This is a genomic window from Microvirga sp. TS319 (assembly GCF_041276405.1).
GTDB lineage: Bacteria > Pseudomonadota > Alphaproteobacteria > Rhizobiales > Beijerinckiaceae > Microvirga.
Genome location: NZ_JBGGGT010000002.1, coordinates 1,171,600 through 1,186,234 on the forward strand (window position 1 = coordinate 1,171,600; position 14,635 = coordinate 1,186,234).

General features: G+C 57.0%; 19 protein-coding genes. 12 read left to right on the top strand and 7 right to left on the bottom strand.

Translation table 11 applies throughout. From position 1 onward, the window contains the following. Positions 1–6: 6 nt before the first annotated feature. From AB8841_RS15065 to AB8841_RS15095, 7 genes are all read left to right on the top strand, one after another. Complete coding sequence (locus AB8841_RS15065) at positions 7–417, top strand: hypothetical protein (protein WP_370436642.1); 411 nt, start codon at positions 7–9, stop codon at positions 415–417. 4 nt (positions 418–421) lie between these two features. Continuing rightward, the gene (locus AB8841_RS15070) at positions 422–823 is read left to right on the top strand and encodes a hypothetical protein (RefSeq protein ID WP_370436643.1); all 402 of its coding nucleotides are present in this window, start codon (positions 422–424) and stop codon (positions 821–823) included. Further along, the gene (locus tag AB8841_RS15075) at positions 820–1,182 is read left to right on the top strand and encodes a hypothetical protein (RefSeq protein ID WP_370436644.1); all 363 of its coding nucleotides are present in this window, start codon (positions 820–822) and stop codon (positions 1,180–1,182) included. The genes AB8841_RS15070 and AB8841_RS15075 overlap by 4 nt, the downstream gene beginning before the upstream one ends. 63 nt (positions 1,183–1,245) lie before the next feature. After that, positions 1,246–2,484, top strand: a complete 1,239-nt coding sequence (locus tag AB8841_RS15080) for a phage tail protein (RefSeq protein ID WP_370436645.1) — start codon at positions 1,246–1,248, stop codon at positions 2,482–2,484. Positions 2,485–2,492: 8 nt separating this feature from the next. Continuing rightward, the gene (locus AB8841_RS15085; protein ID WP_370436646.1) at positions 2,493–2,978 is read left to right on the top strand and encodes a hypothetical protein; all 486 of its coding nucleotides are present in this window, start codon (positions 2,493–2,495) and stop codon (positions 2,976–2,978) included. An 82-nt stretch (positions 2,979–3,060) separates the two neighbouring features. Then, positions 3,061–3,618, top strand: a complete 558-nt coding sequence (locus AB8841_RS15090; protein ID WP_370436647.1) for a hypothetical protein — start codon at positions 3,061–3,063, stop codon at positions 3,616–3,618. A gap of 33 nt (positions 3,619–3,651) precedes the next feature. Beyond that, positions 3,652–3,867, top strand: a complete 216-nt coding sequence (locus AB8841_RS15095; RefSeq protein ID WP_370436648.1) for a hypothetical protein — start codon at positions 3,652–3,654, stop codon at positions 3,865–3,867. Between the two features lie 56 nt (positions 3,868–3,923). On the opposite strand, the gene AB8841_RS15100 is transcribed toward AB8841_RS15095, so the two are convergent. The 3 genes from AB8841_RS15100 to AB8841_RS15110 form a co-directional block, all read right to left on the bottom strand. Next, positions 3,924–4,511, bottom strand: coding sequence for a hypothetical protein (locus AB8841_RS15100; RefSeq protein ID WP_370436649.1), 588 nt, complete (start codon positions 4,509–4,511; stop codon positions 3,924–3,926). A 67-nt stretch (positions 4,512–4,578) separates the two neighbouring features. Next, the gene (locus AB8841_RS15105) at positions 4,579–5,175 is read right to left on the bottom strand and encodes a type VI secretion system-associated protein TagO (RefSeq protein WP_370436650.1); all 597 of its coding nucleotides are present in this window, start codon (positions 5,173–5,175) and stop codon (positions 4,579–4,581) included. A 185-nt stretch (positions 5,176–5,360) separates the two neighbouring features. After that, on the bottom strand, positions 5,361–6,344 hold the full coding sequence (locus tag AB8841_RS15110; protein ID WP_370436651.1) for a hypothetical protein: 984 nt from the start codon (positions 6,342–6,344) through the stop codon (positions 5,361–5,363). A 241-nt stretch (positions 6,345–6,585) separates the two neighbouring features. On the opposite strand from AB8841_RS15110, the gene AB8841_RS15115 reads away from it, so the two are divergent. Genes AB8841_RS15115 through AB8841_RS15125 form a run of 3 tightly spaced genes read left to right on the top strand, consistent with a single transcriptional unit; the run spans position 6,586 to position 7,948 of the window. Beyond that, positions 6,586–7,239, top strand: coding sequence for a hypothetical protein (locus tag AB8841_RS15115; protein ID WP_370436652.1), 654 nt, complete (start codon positions 6,586–6,588; stop codon positions 7,237–7,239). Next, positions 7,236–7,595, top strand: coding sequence for a hypothetical protein (locus tag AB8841_RS15120; RefSeq protein WP_370436653.1), 360 nt, complete (start codon positions 7,236–7,238; stop codon positions 7,593–7,595). The genes AB8841_RS15115 and AB8841_RS15120 overlap by 4 nt, the downstream gene beginning before the upstream one ends. Before the next feature lie 2 nt (positions 7,596–7,597). Then, positions 7,598–7,948 carry a hypothetical protein gene (locus AB8841_RS15125; protein WP_370436654.1) on the top strand — a complete coding sequence of 117 codons (351 nt, stop codon included), beginning with the start codon at positions 7,598–7,600 and terminating at the stop codon, positions 7,946–7,948. A 338-nt stretch (positions 7,949–8,286) separates the two neighbouring features. On the opposite strand, the gene AB8841_RS15130 is transcribed toward AB8841_RS15125, so the two are convergent. The 3 genes from AB8841_RS15130 to AB8841_RS15140 all read right to left on the bottom strand — a co-directional run bounded on the left by AB8841_RS15130 (position 8,287) and on the right by AB8841_RS15140 (position 9,846). Further along, positions 8,287–8,481, bottom strand: coding sequence for a hypothetical protein (locus AB8841_RS15130; RefSeq protein ID WP_370436655.1), 195 nt, complete (start codon positions 8,479–8,481; stop codon positions 8,287–8,289). 136 nt (positions 8,482–8,617) lie between these two features. Beyond that, the gene (locus AB8841_RS15135) at positions 8,618–8,872 is read right to left on the bottom strand and encodes a hypothetical protein (protein WP_370436656.1); all 255 of its coding nucleotides are present in this window, start codon (positions 8,870–8,872) and stop codon (positions 8,618–8,620) included. 158 nt (positions 8,873–9,030) lie between these two features. Further along, positions 9,031–9,846 (bottom strand): putative phage abortive infection protein, encoded by an 816-nt coding sequence (locus AB8841_RS15140; RefSeq protein ID WP_370436657.1) that lies wholly within the window; start codon positions 9,844–9,846, stop codon positions 9,031–9,033. Between the two features lie 1,085 nt (positions 9,847–10,931). Here AB8841_RS15140 and AB8841_RS15145 point away from each other — a divergent pair. Continuing rightward, entirely contained in the window at positions 10,932–11,246 is a 315-nt protein-coding gene (locus AB8841_RS15145; protein WP_370436658.1) for a hypothetical protein, read from the top strand. Positions 11,247–11,379: 133 nt separating this feature from the next. On the opposite strand, the gene AB8841_RS15150 is transcribed toward AB8841_RS15145, so the two are convergent. Then, entirely contained in the window at positions 11,380–12,198 is an 819-nt protein-coding gene (locus AB8841_RS15150) for a hypothetical protein (protein WP_370436659.1), read from the bottom strand. A gap of 875 nt (positions 12,199–13,073) precedes the next feature. Here AB8841_RS15150 and AB8841_RS15155 point away from each other — a divergent pair. Further along, positions 13,074–13,637 carry a MarR family transcriptional regulator gene (locus AB8841_RS15155; RefSeq protein ID WP_370436660.1) on the top strand — a complete coding sequence of 188 codons (564 nt, stop codon included), beginning with the start codon at positions 13,074–13,076 and terminating at the stop codon, positions 13,635–13,637. Positions 13,638–14,635: the final 998 nt, after the last annotated feature.

The following is a 14,635-nucleotide window of genomic DNA, read 5'->3' on the forward strand; positions in this document are numbered from 1 at the left end:
GCCGCCATGCTGATCCAGTTCGCGCAAAACGACGACCCCTTACGGGTGATGTCGAACAATGCCTACGTGGCCGACGATCTCGATCCGCGCGTGATCTACTCGTCCAAGTACCGGGGCGGTGTCTGCGAGTATTTCACCACCACCCGCAGTTTCGGCACGACCGAGATCAGCGGCACCTTCGCGCTCGCCGGCAGCTATTCCGTCCGACCTCTCGTCCTGGGTGTCGCCATCATCGGCGGGGCGCCGCTTTATCCGAGCGGATGGTGCAACGCCAGGATGACCAACCCGAACAGCGCGAGCAGCTGGGTCGGCGAGGCGGAATACTTCATCGTTCGCAGTACCCTGAGCGCCGTCGAGTACAAGCTGCGCCAGCCGGCATCAGGATCCGCCATCATCAGAATTTGGGCAATGGGATAACACCATGATCGTAGCATTCGACCCGGCGTCCGGCCGTATCCTCGGCGCGCATGAACAGTCTGGAGACGAGGACGCCTATATCGACCTCTTGCGCCAGCACGGCCAGGATGGCGTGCGCCTCGGCATCGACGGCCAACTCTACTACGTGAAGGGCGGCGCGATCGTGCCGCGTCCTGATGCAGGGATTGCTCTCGACCGGACGGACATCACCCTTCCCGAGACGGTCACCCTGTCGGGCGTGAAGAAGGGGGCGACAGTTCGGATTACAGGTCCATCGGCCCGGCATGAGGCCGAGGCCACGGGGCGGGACATCGACCTCTCGTTCGCGCTCCCCGGCACCTACGAGATCCAGGTCGACGCCTTTCCCTATCTGGATACCGTTTTCAGAGTGAGTGTGTCCGCATGAAGATCTTCGTTGCCCCTGACCTCGACGCCTACAAGGATCTCGCCTTGTCGGCGGTCGATGCCTGGACCGGCAGCCGCCGCGCGCGTCCTGCCTCCCAAGCCTCCATGGATGCCTACAAGCTGGCCGAGGCGCAGAAGGTCATCGCAGGCGAGTCATCCCGCCTGATCGAGGAAGAGGCCCGCATCAACGGGATCAAGCCGGCCGAGCAGGCCGAGCGGGTCATTGCGGCCGCGTCTGCCACCGTCGATCTTGAGCTCGATCGCATCCAGGCCAAGGCGGCGATCCGATCCGCCAAGAAGCACGCCGACGTGCTGCAGGTCCTGACCGACCGCGGCATCAGTCTGCCGAACGCCCGCTAAGCCCTCTCTCATAATCCAAGCCCGCCACCATCGGCCAAGCCCCTCTTGGCCGGGAGATCTTTTATGGCTCTCGATCCTGCGTATTTCTTCTACAGCGACGGCACGATCACGCTGACCAACGGCTCCGACATCGCCACCGGTGACATGGTGGCGTGGGATGTCGCCGTGCTCCCGTTCGACTTCATCTTCCCGAACGACGGCATGGATGGCATGTCCGTCATCAAGGAGGTGCTGTCGGTCAATCAGATCCGGCTCGCGAAGCCCTGGACGGGGCCGACGCTGACGGATGTGCCCTATTTCATGCTCCGGTGGGCCAGGCACACTGACCCGAAGGTCTATGCAGTCCGCGTGTCTGAGTACCTGACCCGGCTGAAGGCGATCCCGGACAACCTGGAGGAGGTGGCTGGGGAGATCAAAGCTGATCGTCAAGCGGTCGATGATGCTCTGGCCGCGCTCCAATTGATTGAGCAGTCTGTCGATGCCGACCGGCAGGCTGTCGACACGGCGGCTGGCCAAGTCGAGCAGGCGCGCCAGGACGTCAATGGGAAGACAACCCTTGCCGCAGCATGGGCGCAGGCTCCGAAGGATACCGATGTCAACGGCCCAGGCACGCGCTCAGCCCTTCACTACGCTGCAAAGGCCCAGGACATCCTTGATCAGGTTCAGGCTGGATCGGTCCCCGATAACGCCGTGTCCACGGTAAAAATCCAGAACAAGGCCGTGACGAACGCCAAGATGGCCGACATGGCGGCCAACACGATCAAGGGCACCGACACGGCCGGCCCTTCAAAGGATCTAACTGCGGCTCAAGTCGCAGGAATTCTCGCCGAGTACGTCTTTCAACCGGGCGATTTCAAGTTCAGTACGAGAGCCACCACTCCGGCAGGCTTCCTGAGAGCCAATGGCGCTGCCATTTCTCGCACGACTTACGCGGCTCTATGGGCGCACGCCCAGGCATCAGGATTGCTGGCAGCGACTGAGGTGGCGAAACTTCCCGGCGGCTACGGCCCTGGTGACGGGGCTACAACGTTCACAATCCCAGACCTTCGCGGCGAGTTTATTCGCGGGTTCGACGATGGCCGCGGGATAGACCCTGGACGCGTTCTTGGTTCGTGGCAGGCCGACGATTTCCTCGCGCATAGCCACTTGGTCGTTGGTGTCTATAGCGCGGGCGGTGGCGGTACAGACAACTGGACCTCTGGAACGCCAACTCAGAACAAAGCACCGCGAAACACGGGGATCACCGGCGGCGCGGAGACCCGTCCGCGCAACGTCGCCTATCACTGGTTCATTAAATACTGAGGCTCGACATGAAGACAGTCTATCAGACCGATGCCAACGGCTATTTCGTTGGGCCGACCTTCGCCGATGAGAGCCCATTGGAACCCGGTGTGTACCTGATACCGGGCGGCGCTGTGGAAGCCGAGCCGCCGAGCATACCGGATGGCTCCCGAGCCCGCTGGGACGGCGGCAGTTGGCAGCTTGAGGCGATCCCTGAGCCAGAGCCACAGCCTGAGCCGGAACCTGAGCCTGCTCTGCGCATCGTCGCCATGTGGCGGGCCCGCACCATCATGAAGGTGACACTCTGGGGAGAGGGCATGCTGTTCGATGCAGTTCAAGCCGCGATCGCTGGGCTGACCGATCCGCTCCAGAAGGCGGCCGCCGAAGAGGCGCTTGAGCGCGGTACAGACTTCGACCGGGACGGCGTGTTCGTGCCCATGCTGGCGCAGATGGTGGGAATCACTGACGAGCAACTCGATGAGATGATGGCTCAGGCGGCAGCACTGCCCGCCTAATTCAGTCTCGCTCATGTCACAGAAGGGGTAATTGCTTTTCCTCCTAGTAGCTGGTGAAATCCAGAAACCTAGGGGGCGAGTAATGGCTAAGGTAAGCTGGGCGAATTTTGCGAAAGGATACAACGAGAGTTCTGGAGCCTTCCAAGATTATGGCTTCGATCTCCGAAATATAATCCTCGAAGAGACATCAGATCCGTTCAGCTCTAGTACGTCGCAATTTTACGTCATGCAGACGAGTGCATATCATTTCGTCGCGGGAGATTATTTTTCCGGATCGTTCGTACTGGGTGATTCTTTCTCCGGTATCAAATCGGGGACGGTCAATAGCTTCACGAGGAAGTATGACGGAAAGGTTCTTGGCACGATATCAGGGCTGAGCCTTGATTACAGTGCAGTGGCCGCTGCAGCAAAAACGCCAACCAAAACAGATGACATGGCCCTGTGGGCCAAGGCTTTTGCAGGAAACGATATTTTTTCAGGAAGCAAGGCAAGTGACCGCTTCGAAGGTTTTGCTGGAAACGACACGATTAAGGGTATGGGCGGGGCAGATAAGCTCTATGGTGGCGCCGGGGCTGACACATTCATCTTCTCGTCCACAAAGGACAGCACAATGGCTAGTTCGGGCCGTGATACGATCTAGGACTTTTCCTCCCGGCAACAGGACACGATCGATTTGAGATTAATCGACGCCAGCACAAAGGCCGTCGGCAACAACATGTTCAAATACATCGGCACTCAGGATTTTCATAAGAAGGCTGGTGAGCTGCGCTGGGAAAAGGTGAAGAGCGGCACCTTTGTCTATGGCGATGTAACCGGAGACGGAAAAGCGGATTTCTCCATCTTTCTGAAGGACGTGGCTAAACTGATAAAGAGCGATTTCTATCTTTGAGGCGACCTTGGGCCGGGATCAGCGCGCAAGGCGGCCCGGCCGTTTTCATGTGCGCTCTACACCGTGAAATGCTTGATGAAGCAAAGGTTGGTCGGCGTGGTCAGACGCTCGAAGCCATACCGAAGAGCAACTGCCTGGAGGATCTCGTTATGAACCTGCTCCAAGAATATGCCCTTGAACCCGCGCTGGGGCAGCTCGCGCTCGAGAAAGGCCATGAGGGATCGGAAGGCGCCTTTGCTATACATGGTACCCTTTGGCTTCGATGGATCCTTGCTCACTCGGTAGGGGCTGTCACCCTTGCTAATCTTGTCGTCGATGATGGCATCGATAATTGGGCCGTCTAGGCCAAGCCGGATCAGCGGGAAGTAGTCCTTATAGTCGTGGGCCGTTCGCACGTAGATCGACATCAACAGGTCCGACCGGGCAAAGCCCTCGATGTCGAACAGGACGTCTGCACCGAAAAATATCTCTCCTGGTTTCAGGTAGTCCAAGAACTCGGGAAGCGGCATCAGCTTCAGATAGGTCGGAAGCTCATCGTACTCGCCATACGACGATGCTAATTCTCTATTATAGCCCAGGTATTTGGGTGCTCGCTCAGAGTTCTCAATGAACCCATCATCGTCATCAGCCAACAAGTCAGTCATCCCGCCTTGCTCCATCCGGTCTGCGGCGCCCCCTGATGGAGTGTTGAGCGTGATGGTTAACAATACCTTACCATTTGCATGCTTCTCGGAGCGGCTTAATGGCGTCTTCGATCCCAGTGATCGGAAAATCCATTTCAATGGCAGATTCATTAAATGGTACTGCGCGGATGTAGAGAGATTTACCGCCAAACAGGTCCTTGATGTAAGGCACTGCAGTACGGTTGCCCCAAAGGCCGAGAGCAGAATTGTCATTGGACTCAATCATGGAAAGCGTCTTCGGAGTGTTGCTGTCTACGCGGGCGCTAACCTTTCCGCCCCCCTGTACGCTCGACATGAAATGGTCGCCAAATATAAAGTATATGTTAGTCGCTTTCTCTCGGCAGGTGATGTGCAGTGATCCAAATTTGTCCTGGCCGTACTTCCCGCGGACGGGTTCAGCCGACAGGACTGAGAGAAAGACTTCACGGGAATCGTCTAAGCGCGACTTCTCTTCTCTGACCTGCCAAATGCTTGCATTCGCCACATTGGCTGTCTTTCGATGAGCGAGATCGTAGCACTCCAGTCTAGTCTTATCATCCGACAGTGCGGCACAGACTTTAGGATCCTGAGCGTGAGCAGCCAAAGGTGTAAGGCAGAGTGTTGCCATCATGAAATAATGATACATTACACCCCCAATTCAGTCAGAATTTATCTATTTTCCTAGGCTTTGAAGCCATCGGCAAGGCCGTGGCCCTGCCGATGGCCCGCCCATATTCCCCCGCCAACGAGGACATCATGACCACCGAGACACTCGGGCGGACGCTGAACCGTGCTGCCTGTGGCAGGTGAGGAGAGAACGAGGGCCTCCGCTTAGCCCCCGGGCTTCGGAAGTGCTGGAGGTGTAAGGGTTGCAATAGCCAGTTGCGCCACTGAGGGAGCGATCTGCCCCTTCGAAACCTTTCCTTGGAGATAGCCTTGGAACTTGCCGCCTTCCAGGTAGACATCTTGAAGCCATTGCCTGAACTCGCCTAGCGCCGCGAGTGGATAGCACCAAGACTCCTGCGGGTTTGATTTTGACTGAGGATGACTGTCAGGATAGCGATGAGGATACTTCCCTCGCTCAAATTGGGCGGCCAGACCGGACGCCTCCCAGTGTTTAGACCAGTGCTGGCCAATGGAGATGTCGACGACAAAGTTTGCGCCGATGTCAGCCCCGGCCATAATGAGCTCATAGATAATGGTATGAGCCTCGTTGAAGACATGGAAATAGCCTTTAGGGGCGGATTGGTAATTTAGAGCAATCCTCTCATGCCACCTTTCGAACTTGGCGCTGTTCTTGCCAGAAGGGTCATAGCCGAGTTGGCTGTAAATCATCTCCCGCAGCTTGGAGCCCGCGAGCAGCCGGAAATTGTCTCGAGCTTCGGGCTGGCAGTTCGAGCCAGCGTCAAATGCATAATACTCTAGCACGGCAAGGCAAACTTCAGCCGGATAGCAGTAATGTGTACGCCCCGCATGGAGGATCTCGAAATGAGCTGATGCTGCGGTGTACCCGGCCTTCTCCAGAATAGCCTTGATGGCTTTTATGCGGGGCTTCTCATCATCATCATTCCACTGGGAGCTGATAGTGCCAATATGGGCGTTCTGCACACCACATAGTGCCGCTAGTCCGCGCTGGTTAAGGTAAGGGGTTCCATCGGAGAGGACACCCATGCCGACATCGCCAAAATCCGCGTTCTTTTCGATACCCAGGTTGAAAGAAGCCTGTTTCTGACTGATTTCCTTCGATGTCGAATTCTGCGCTAAAACACTGATTTTATTAGCGCTTGAACTGATTTCCTTTGTGCTCTTTGCCATCGCAGATTCCCCCTCATGAGATTATAAGCGTATCGAACCACACCATCGCAGTGGGTGTCTAGCCCGAGCAGACCTTCAGACCCGGAAGAGATGACTTTTACGCACGTGGACTCAGTCTGAAAAAGCATACGATTGCAAAGTGTTAACCGGCAAAAAAGCACCGAAAAGCGCCAAGTGAATCACACCCTCTCCAGCCGCTCTCACTGGGCGGCTTGTTCGTGCCCACAACCGAGGAATCCCAATGGACAAGACGGTCCCCAAACCGGCTGCGATGCTGCTCGACTTCATCGGCAGCAAGGAAGCGCCGAGAGGCTATGACACGGTCTATGCGAACCGCATGGACAGGATGCCGAAGCCCCTCACGTCGATGACGATGAAGGAGATCCTCGACCAGGGGAAATGGAGGGCCAAGACCTTCGGCTCGTCGGCCTGTGGCCGGTATCAGTTCATGGACGCCACGCTGCGCGATCTTGCGACAGAGCTCAACCTCAAGGCCGAGGACCGCTTCACGCCGGACTATCAGGACCGGCTCGGCCTGCATCTGCTCCGGCGCCGCGGTTACGACAAGTGGATTAAGGGCGCGCTCTCGGATGCCGAGTTCATGCTCAACATTTCGAAGGAATGGGCCTCGTTCCCGTTGCCCTATGCGGTCAAGGGCGGCAGCCGGACCGTCAGTCGCGGCCAGAGCTTCTATGCCGGTGACGGGCTGAACAAGGCCCTCGTCTCGGCTGAGGCCGTTGAGAAGACTCTCGTCGTGGCACGCGTCGAGCAGACCGTCATCGCGGGCCCGCCGCCTCCCGACATCGAGCCTCTCCCGGTTCCCGTTCCCCAGCCCGCCACCAACGGCGGGCTTTTTGCTGCCCTCGCCAACCTGCTGAAAAGGATCTCCGCATGAACCCGCTCATCCTCCTCCAAATCGCCGGCAGGGTCGCCGACGGCCTGGCGAAGAGCCCTTACATACCCGTTGAGCGCAAGGACGCTCCTGTCGTGAGGCAGGAGGTTGCCGAGGTTCTGCAGAAGGAGATCGCTCCTGTCATGGAGCACCTGACGAGCACAGAGCCTTGGTACCGCTCTCGAGCGAACTGGTCGGCTATTGTGGCGGGCCTGACGCCGCTCATAGCCATTGCTGGCTATAATCTGGCCCCCGAGGATCAGGCCACGATTGCGGGCGTCCTCACCCTCGCTGGCAACCTTGTGGCCGCTTATCTGGCTCGCCGCGCTAGGACCGCAACCAAGCCGCTCGGGCACTAAGCATGCAATTCAATTGGGACATCAACCTCTCGACGATCTTCATGATCGGGGCTTCGGCTCTCGCCCTGATCCGGTTCTGGATCCAGGCGGAGCAGAAGGCCAACCAAGCCGAGAAGCGGGCTATCATTGCCGAGGAGAAAGCCGACAAGGCTCATGAGAAGATCGCCATCCTCCAAGCCTCTGTGAACGCCTATCAGGTCACACAGGCCGAGCGTTTGGTGTCCCGAGAGGTCCTGCGGGAGGTAGAGGAGCGGCTGTCTGGATCGATCGATCAGCTCGGAGGGCGGTTCGAGAAGCTGGGTGAGAAATTGGATGGCTTCGTGAAGGAGTTGCTTCACCACCGGGGAGGGTAGGTCTGGCACGTGGGACCGCCATCTTGCCGCGGTGCCAGCTGCCTGCGATAAGCGGCCATGCCCATCTACTGGATGAAAACCGCAGACGTTTACCCCGACATCCGGGAGGAGCATGACTTCATAGCCTTTGATCCGGAGGTGCGTTTCCCTCGGACTCTCCCCGTCGAAGGCGATGAACAAATTGGGGCGGTTCGTCAGATCCGGGGCGGGCCCCAAGACGGTCAATGGTCCTGGGCCATGTACGTGTCACTTCCCGGGCCACGCTATGCCCAGCCGACGACTGGAACAGAAGCCACCAGAGGCGAAGCTGCCCGGAAGGTCATCGAAGCGTATCGACACTATCTCTCGACACGGCCGGAACAGTATCCTCGGAACAAGCCTCTCGCGGCGCGGGCGGCTTGGAGCCGCTCCATGGTCGCTTTGATCTCCTCGGCAGCCTTGGGCCCGCGAATGGCGATCACGCCGCGGTCTATCGTCTTTCCATCCGCATCCTTCCGGCCGTTGAAGAAGGCATCCCGCTGCTCCTTGCTCATCTTCAGGACAGTGCGGGCTTCGGTCTCGATCCGCCATTCCTCGGACCAGGTGTTGCCGGGCTAGCTGGTGAGCTCGGAGATGGCAGCCATGTCACGGGAGTAGGTCATGTTGGGCGGGCAGGGAGCCTCCCTACGCTCAGTCATCTTTGCCGGCTTGTCTCCGAACTTCTGCATCTGCAATCCTCTCCATCTGCCTATGAAGAAATTGCGCTAGATCACCATGTTCCTCTTCTAATTGCTCTCGGGAGAAACCGCGCTGCTCTGCATCCGAAATAAGTTGCTCAGAAAGCCTTATAGCCTCTGGATCGACTCCATCTTCGCTTGGATATCCATTGAAGTGAATGTTCTCTGATATCCAATCGTGGATGAAGTCTCTGACATCGCTACTCATAAGCGATCCTCTTCTTTCGTAAGATGCTTCACGCTATTGGTCGTTTAAACCAACTTCAACCGGTGGCCAAGCACATCCCACAGGTGTCTTGTATGGGCCCTGTTTATTTGATTTGGCTCTCCGCGCACTGCCGTCAATCGGAGTTGGGGCAGCCTAGCTCACAACCTTATCGTCGGGAACTGTTGCTCATGAGTGCGATCAAGCAACAAATCTCTCGGCATGTTGTCTAACATATCATTGTTGTTAATATAACTGAGCATATTCGTGCCATTGGCATGAACGCAGTTGTAGTAGAGAATAATCATCTCGTGGTCTGACAACTGGGCGCGTAGAACGCGAATATATTTCAGTTTAAATTCACGGTCATTATTTCTGTATACGAACTTTGCTTCGTCAACGAACCTTAGTATATTATACAACGACCTATAATAGTGGCCCAGATAATTTCTGTGGTGCTGGTACATACCCTGATATGCGGCAACCGTCCGATGCGGCTCTTCTAGCGGAATTCCCGAGAATGCGGTGTTGAAGTACGACGATCTGAGATCTTCATAGAATTCAGAGAAAACCTGTTTTCCAATGATCTCTTTGAACTGTCTATTTCCCGTGTAATCAGTCTCTGATTTCACAATCCGCAGACCGGAGACAACCTTATGATAGATATCCATAAGGTGAAAGAAAGTGGATTCGAAATTCTGTAGTTCGTTTGAGGAAAGCTGATCTTTGGTGAGGCTGCGCGTTGATGCAAGTTCTACTGACTGCAAGTAGGAAGTCCATAAAACTATGATAAGGGTCCCAAAACTCAATAATGGATTAATGGAGCCGCCAACGAAATCCCCAAAGGTTCCGAGCTTGCCGATAACTCCATTATCTTGGCCTAGAGTTTTGTAGCCGTAAAGATAAACCGCCAATACGCCGATGGCTATTATCCCAGATACAATTGTAAGCATAGGAACGATTATGGACTTTCTCATTCTCTGCCCCCTCCTGCCCGGAGAATGAACTGCAACTAGGAGGCATCTATAGTGCTTTCTGCCGCCGATAAACTGAACTTTTTGCCAAATGCAAAATTCAGGATGGCCAGGCGAGGGCTCGCGTGACCTCGCGGTCAGATTGCAGGCGGGGCAGTGGTTGGTTCTGAACTCGGAAAATCAAAGTACGGCTTCAGGATAACCGAGAGTGCCGCTGCTCATCTGAAGCCCTAGCCCCATAACGGACATCCGGTCGCGAATGACTGCCCATCGGTGGCCGCAATCTCTGGCAAGTGCGCTCATTCTGTCCTCCCATTCATGAGATGGGTGGGGGGCAAAGGCGAGTCTCATATTCATGGGCTATTGTAGCTGCAGCGAGACGGTCCCAATCGTACTGAGGGGCCCCGAAGGTGACTTCCCCATCCGAGAGAAAGCTGCGGTAGGCAGTCCGAGCCAAGGGGAGCGCCTGCTGGGCCTTTAGCTTCCCGGCCCGGGCAATATGCACAACCAACTGAATGAGGGATTGGCTTTGAGGCAGGCGTCCGCTCATGCGGCCCTTCAACCTGCGAGAGGGGCGGGAAAAGGTTTGCCAAAAGGCAGAAAAAACCCAAGAAATTCAGTGGGGCCTTTTCGCAGGTTTGCCACTGTTAAGTGGCTGATATCATTCGTGGGTGGCAATCCTGCCGGGCCCACCACCTAACATAATCAATGACTTAGTTGTTGGTTTGATGTCATTAGCGACATTGATTAGCGACAGTTCCACCGGGCTAGGTGCAGGCTGAACGAGCGAACCTACAAGCGTCATCTCGAAAATCTGGCATAACAGATTGGAAAACTGTGGGTTGGATCAAACTGAATTGTCACAGGGTAGGTACAAAGCCGCCTCGTTCCCATTATGCTATTGCGTTTGATCGTGGACAGTAGGCTTGGTGCTATTGACGCGAAGATGGCTCTTGATGTTGCATCGTTTGTTTCTCAGACCTGAGAGATGAAAAACGTTGCATACGGGGGCAAATATGCGAGGCACCCTCGCTCTCACGGCACTTATCATAGCAATAAGTCCTGCCGCGTTCGCACAATCTAAAGGCATGAAAGCCAGCTTTCGGTGGTGTAGTGGTTCACCTGAGTTCAAGTTGTCGGGTGTGCCTAAAGGCACTGCTAAGATCGCCATGAGGATGACCGATCTGGATGTGCCGGGCTATAATCATGGTGGCGGTGAAGTAGCTATTACTCCGAAGCAGACCGTGATTGACTGCGGTGCCCTGTTCGGACAGGGGACATACAATGGTCCCTCCCCACCGAGCGGTCAGCAACATACCTACCGCTGGACGCTCAAGGCACTTGATGCTGCCGGAAGTGTATTGGGTGAAACAACCGCAGAGCGGAAATTCCCGGAACTCTGACCCGCACATTTCCGAAGTGGAAAAGGGCCCGGCGAAACTGGGCCTTTTGCGTCACTGCGTGAAAAGATGCTCGAGATCAAAACGTTGAAGCACCGGACGTGCGTTCGATGTCACGTCCGATGCTGTAGGAGATTCAGTTAGCGGATGGATTCGCCGCGGCCGCCGCGACCTCCATCACTCTGTCCGCCACGGCCGCCGCGATCTCCATCGCTCTGGCCGCGGCCGCCGCCGTGACTGCTTTCGTTCCTGCCGCCGCGGTCCCCGTGATCTCCTTTGCCGCCGCGATCATGCCCGTCGGAGCGGCCATGGGAGCCACCGCCCCACCCACCGCGGCCATCGGGGCTTTCACCTGCGCGACCGGAGCCCTTGTCATTGCCGGGATTGCCATACCCGCCATCACCGCGTCCATGACCCTGGCCATGATCGCCCCGGCCGCGACCGTCCTTACCGCCCTTGTCTCCGTGCTCGCCGCGTCCGCCATCACGGTCTCCGCCGTGGTGGCCGCCGCCCGGCCGCCCACCATCGTCCTTGCCACCATGATGTCCATCACCATGGTGACCACCCGGCTTGCCGCCGCCACCATTGTTCCCACCGTGGTGGCCGCCGCCGTAATCTCCACCTGGCTTACCACCGCCGTGATGCCCGCCATGGCCATCGCCCGGTTTTCCACCACCGTGGTGCCCGCCATGGCCATCGCCCGGCTTCCCACCGCCATGATGTCCGCCGCCGTGATGTCCACCGCCTGGGTTTCCACCGCCGGGCTGCCCTCCGCCGGGTTGCTCGGCGCCAGGCTGCTCGCCGCCGGTCTGGCCGCCGCCCGTGGAACCTCCGCCTCCGGGCTTGCCGCCACCGCTCCCGGTGTCACCGCCCCCGGAAGCACCTCCGCCGGTGGTGCCTCCACCTCCGGAACCTCCAGAACCACCGGTACCTCCGGGATTGCCGATGCCGCCACCTGGCGGGTTCATCGATGCAAAGCCGCCACGCGAGCCGTCCCCGTCGCTGGTACGCTCAGTGTTGATCGCGCCAGATGTCATGAACCCTGGCGTCATGCCGATCGATCCGGTGACGAGATGAGGATCGTCGACGGGAACCCTCACGAGCCGCTGCGCCGGAGGCACGATTTGACAGCGGCAAACCTCGTTGCCACGCACACGACGCAGCCGGCAGTTGGTGTAATCCGATGGATTCGCTACGGCCGGCATGCATTGGTTCGTGACGTTTGCCGCGCGGCGAGCGTCCGCCAACCTGCCATAGGGATTCATCTCTGTCGCGTGCAGGGCTGCCGTTGAGACAAGTGTCGTCAGGCCCGCAAGAGCGAGCGTCATTTTGCGCATGAATTTTTGTCCTGAGAGCTGAGTGGTTCAACCGGGCCAACCAACCGTCGGCCTCTGCTAATCGAGACGCACAAGCTCCCGAGACAGTTCCAGATTATTCCTAATTTAGTTGGAATTTAGAACTAAATTCAGCATATATCCCATATTAACCTATTGAAAAATAATGATATTTTCCTACGATCCGCATTTGGGGTACGTCCGAAGTGGTACGTAGCGAAGTCCGATCCCGGCAATTGAGAGCAGTTTCCACCGACATGAAAACAGCTCGTTCCTTTGCTTCGCTACATTTTTGGACGGCAGCCTGGATCCACTTCGCCGAACCATGCTCTCGTGGAGGCTCAGCGCTTTGACGCTCGCTCACAGGAAACTGCGGCTTTCATTAGGTGTGGACGAACACACGTGGAGCGCACTGAGTTATGCCTCGACAAGCTGCCGCATCATCGTATTTTAGAATTGGCTACTGTGCCTACGTCGTGAGTAGAGGGGCAACGGAATGGCGCGAAAGCGCAGTGCGGGACAAGACGTAGATCAACCGGTGGACGGCACAACCAAGACGGCCAATCGGGTCGTTGGTTCAGCAGCGGATCCTTTACGTGCGAATGCACACCTCGATCTCGTCCGCGTTGTGGAGCGCGTTCATCGCAGGTCGCTTGACCTGTTTCGGATTGATCTCACACGGCTTGGTGTTCATGACGTCAGCCCGTCTCAGGTCATGATGCTATTCATGATCGGCGCCGAGGAACTCACGGTTCGTGATCTGATCGAGCGCGGTTACTATTTAGGTTCGAACGCCTCCTATAATCTTAAGCGCTTGGTCGAGACTGGTTATGTCGACCGAAGCGTATCGGAACGAGATCGACGCTCAGCGCGGCTCCGCTTGTCCGATAAAGGACGAAGGCTGTGCGAGGCCGTGAAAAAAGTTGATGAGACCTACCATAGCCTCGTCGTGCGCAGTCCAAAAGAAGCCCGTGAACTTGACATTGCCATCAAGACCCTGAAGCGTCTGGAGCAGGCGTGGTCGGCAGCCCTGCATTTCGGGGACGTGCAGGATGCCTGATCCCTAGCGCATCGTGCGAACTCGGCGGGTTCACCGAAGCGATGCACTCCCTCCGTCGTGGCTCTCCCGGCATGGCTGCATTTGGTTTACCGCCATCCACGTCTTGGGAACCACTGCGCTACAAAGACATGGCTGCCCGGCTCAAGGCCGGGCATAACGCTGAGGGATGAGGCTCACCTCATCTCTGCATGTCGCCGCCATGGGCGCATGCTGCGCTCTTTCCCAGAAGAGAGCATCGGAGGGAACCCAAAAAGTGCAAATCCCCTATTCACGCCCGATGCGCTATGCACCGGGGCATGCCTGAGTGACTGCGGCTTTCGGGGCGAGGGCAGGGAACGAAGCAATCATGCGTGCGCGATCCCATAGCTGAACGCCATAGCGACCTACGAGTCGACGGGCCTCCTCGATGGCTTGCTCGTCACTCTCGCAATCGAGATAATGCGAATTGAAGATGCGCCCAAGGTCGTTGATCAAATAGGCTCGGTAGACGGGACGTGACCGATCATGGCCGGACATGGAGTCCTCCGTGCCAGAGTGCTTCAAGGGCAGTATCGCGCCTAAAAGATCGGGAGCTTCACCGCGCGACCGATGATGAAAGACAAAAGGACTATTGTGGTCATATAGGGGCGAAAGCCTATCCATCTGACTGCGGTCCTAGAAAGGCTTGGCTTTAGAGGGAGTTACCGAGATCCTTCATCGCTTTCTCACCCTGAGATTCAGGGAAAAATCCATGTGGGCTGCACCGCTCAGAGATCCTGAATCGGCAGATCCTCATGATCGCCCGAGACATTCGCCTACAGAACCGGATGTGCCCTCGAACCCACATCCGATGCTGTCAGTCGATGGTCGTGAGCATCTTTTCACGCAAAATCGGTTCCCATTTTTGCGTTCGTACTCGAGCCTGGCCATCCCCATGCGGTTCGATCAACTCAAGGACAAAGACGCCGACCGTCGCGCGTGCAGCAATGCCAGCAATGATGCGTTCGATCGGTAAGAAA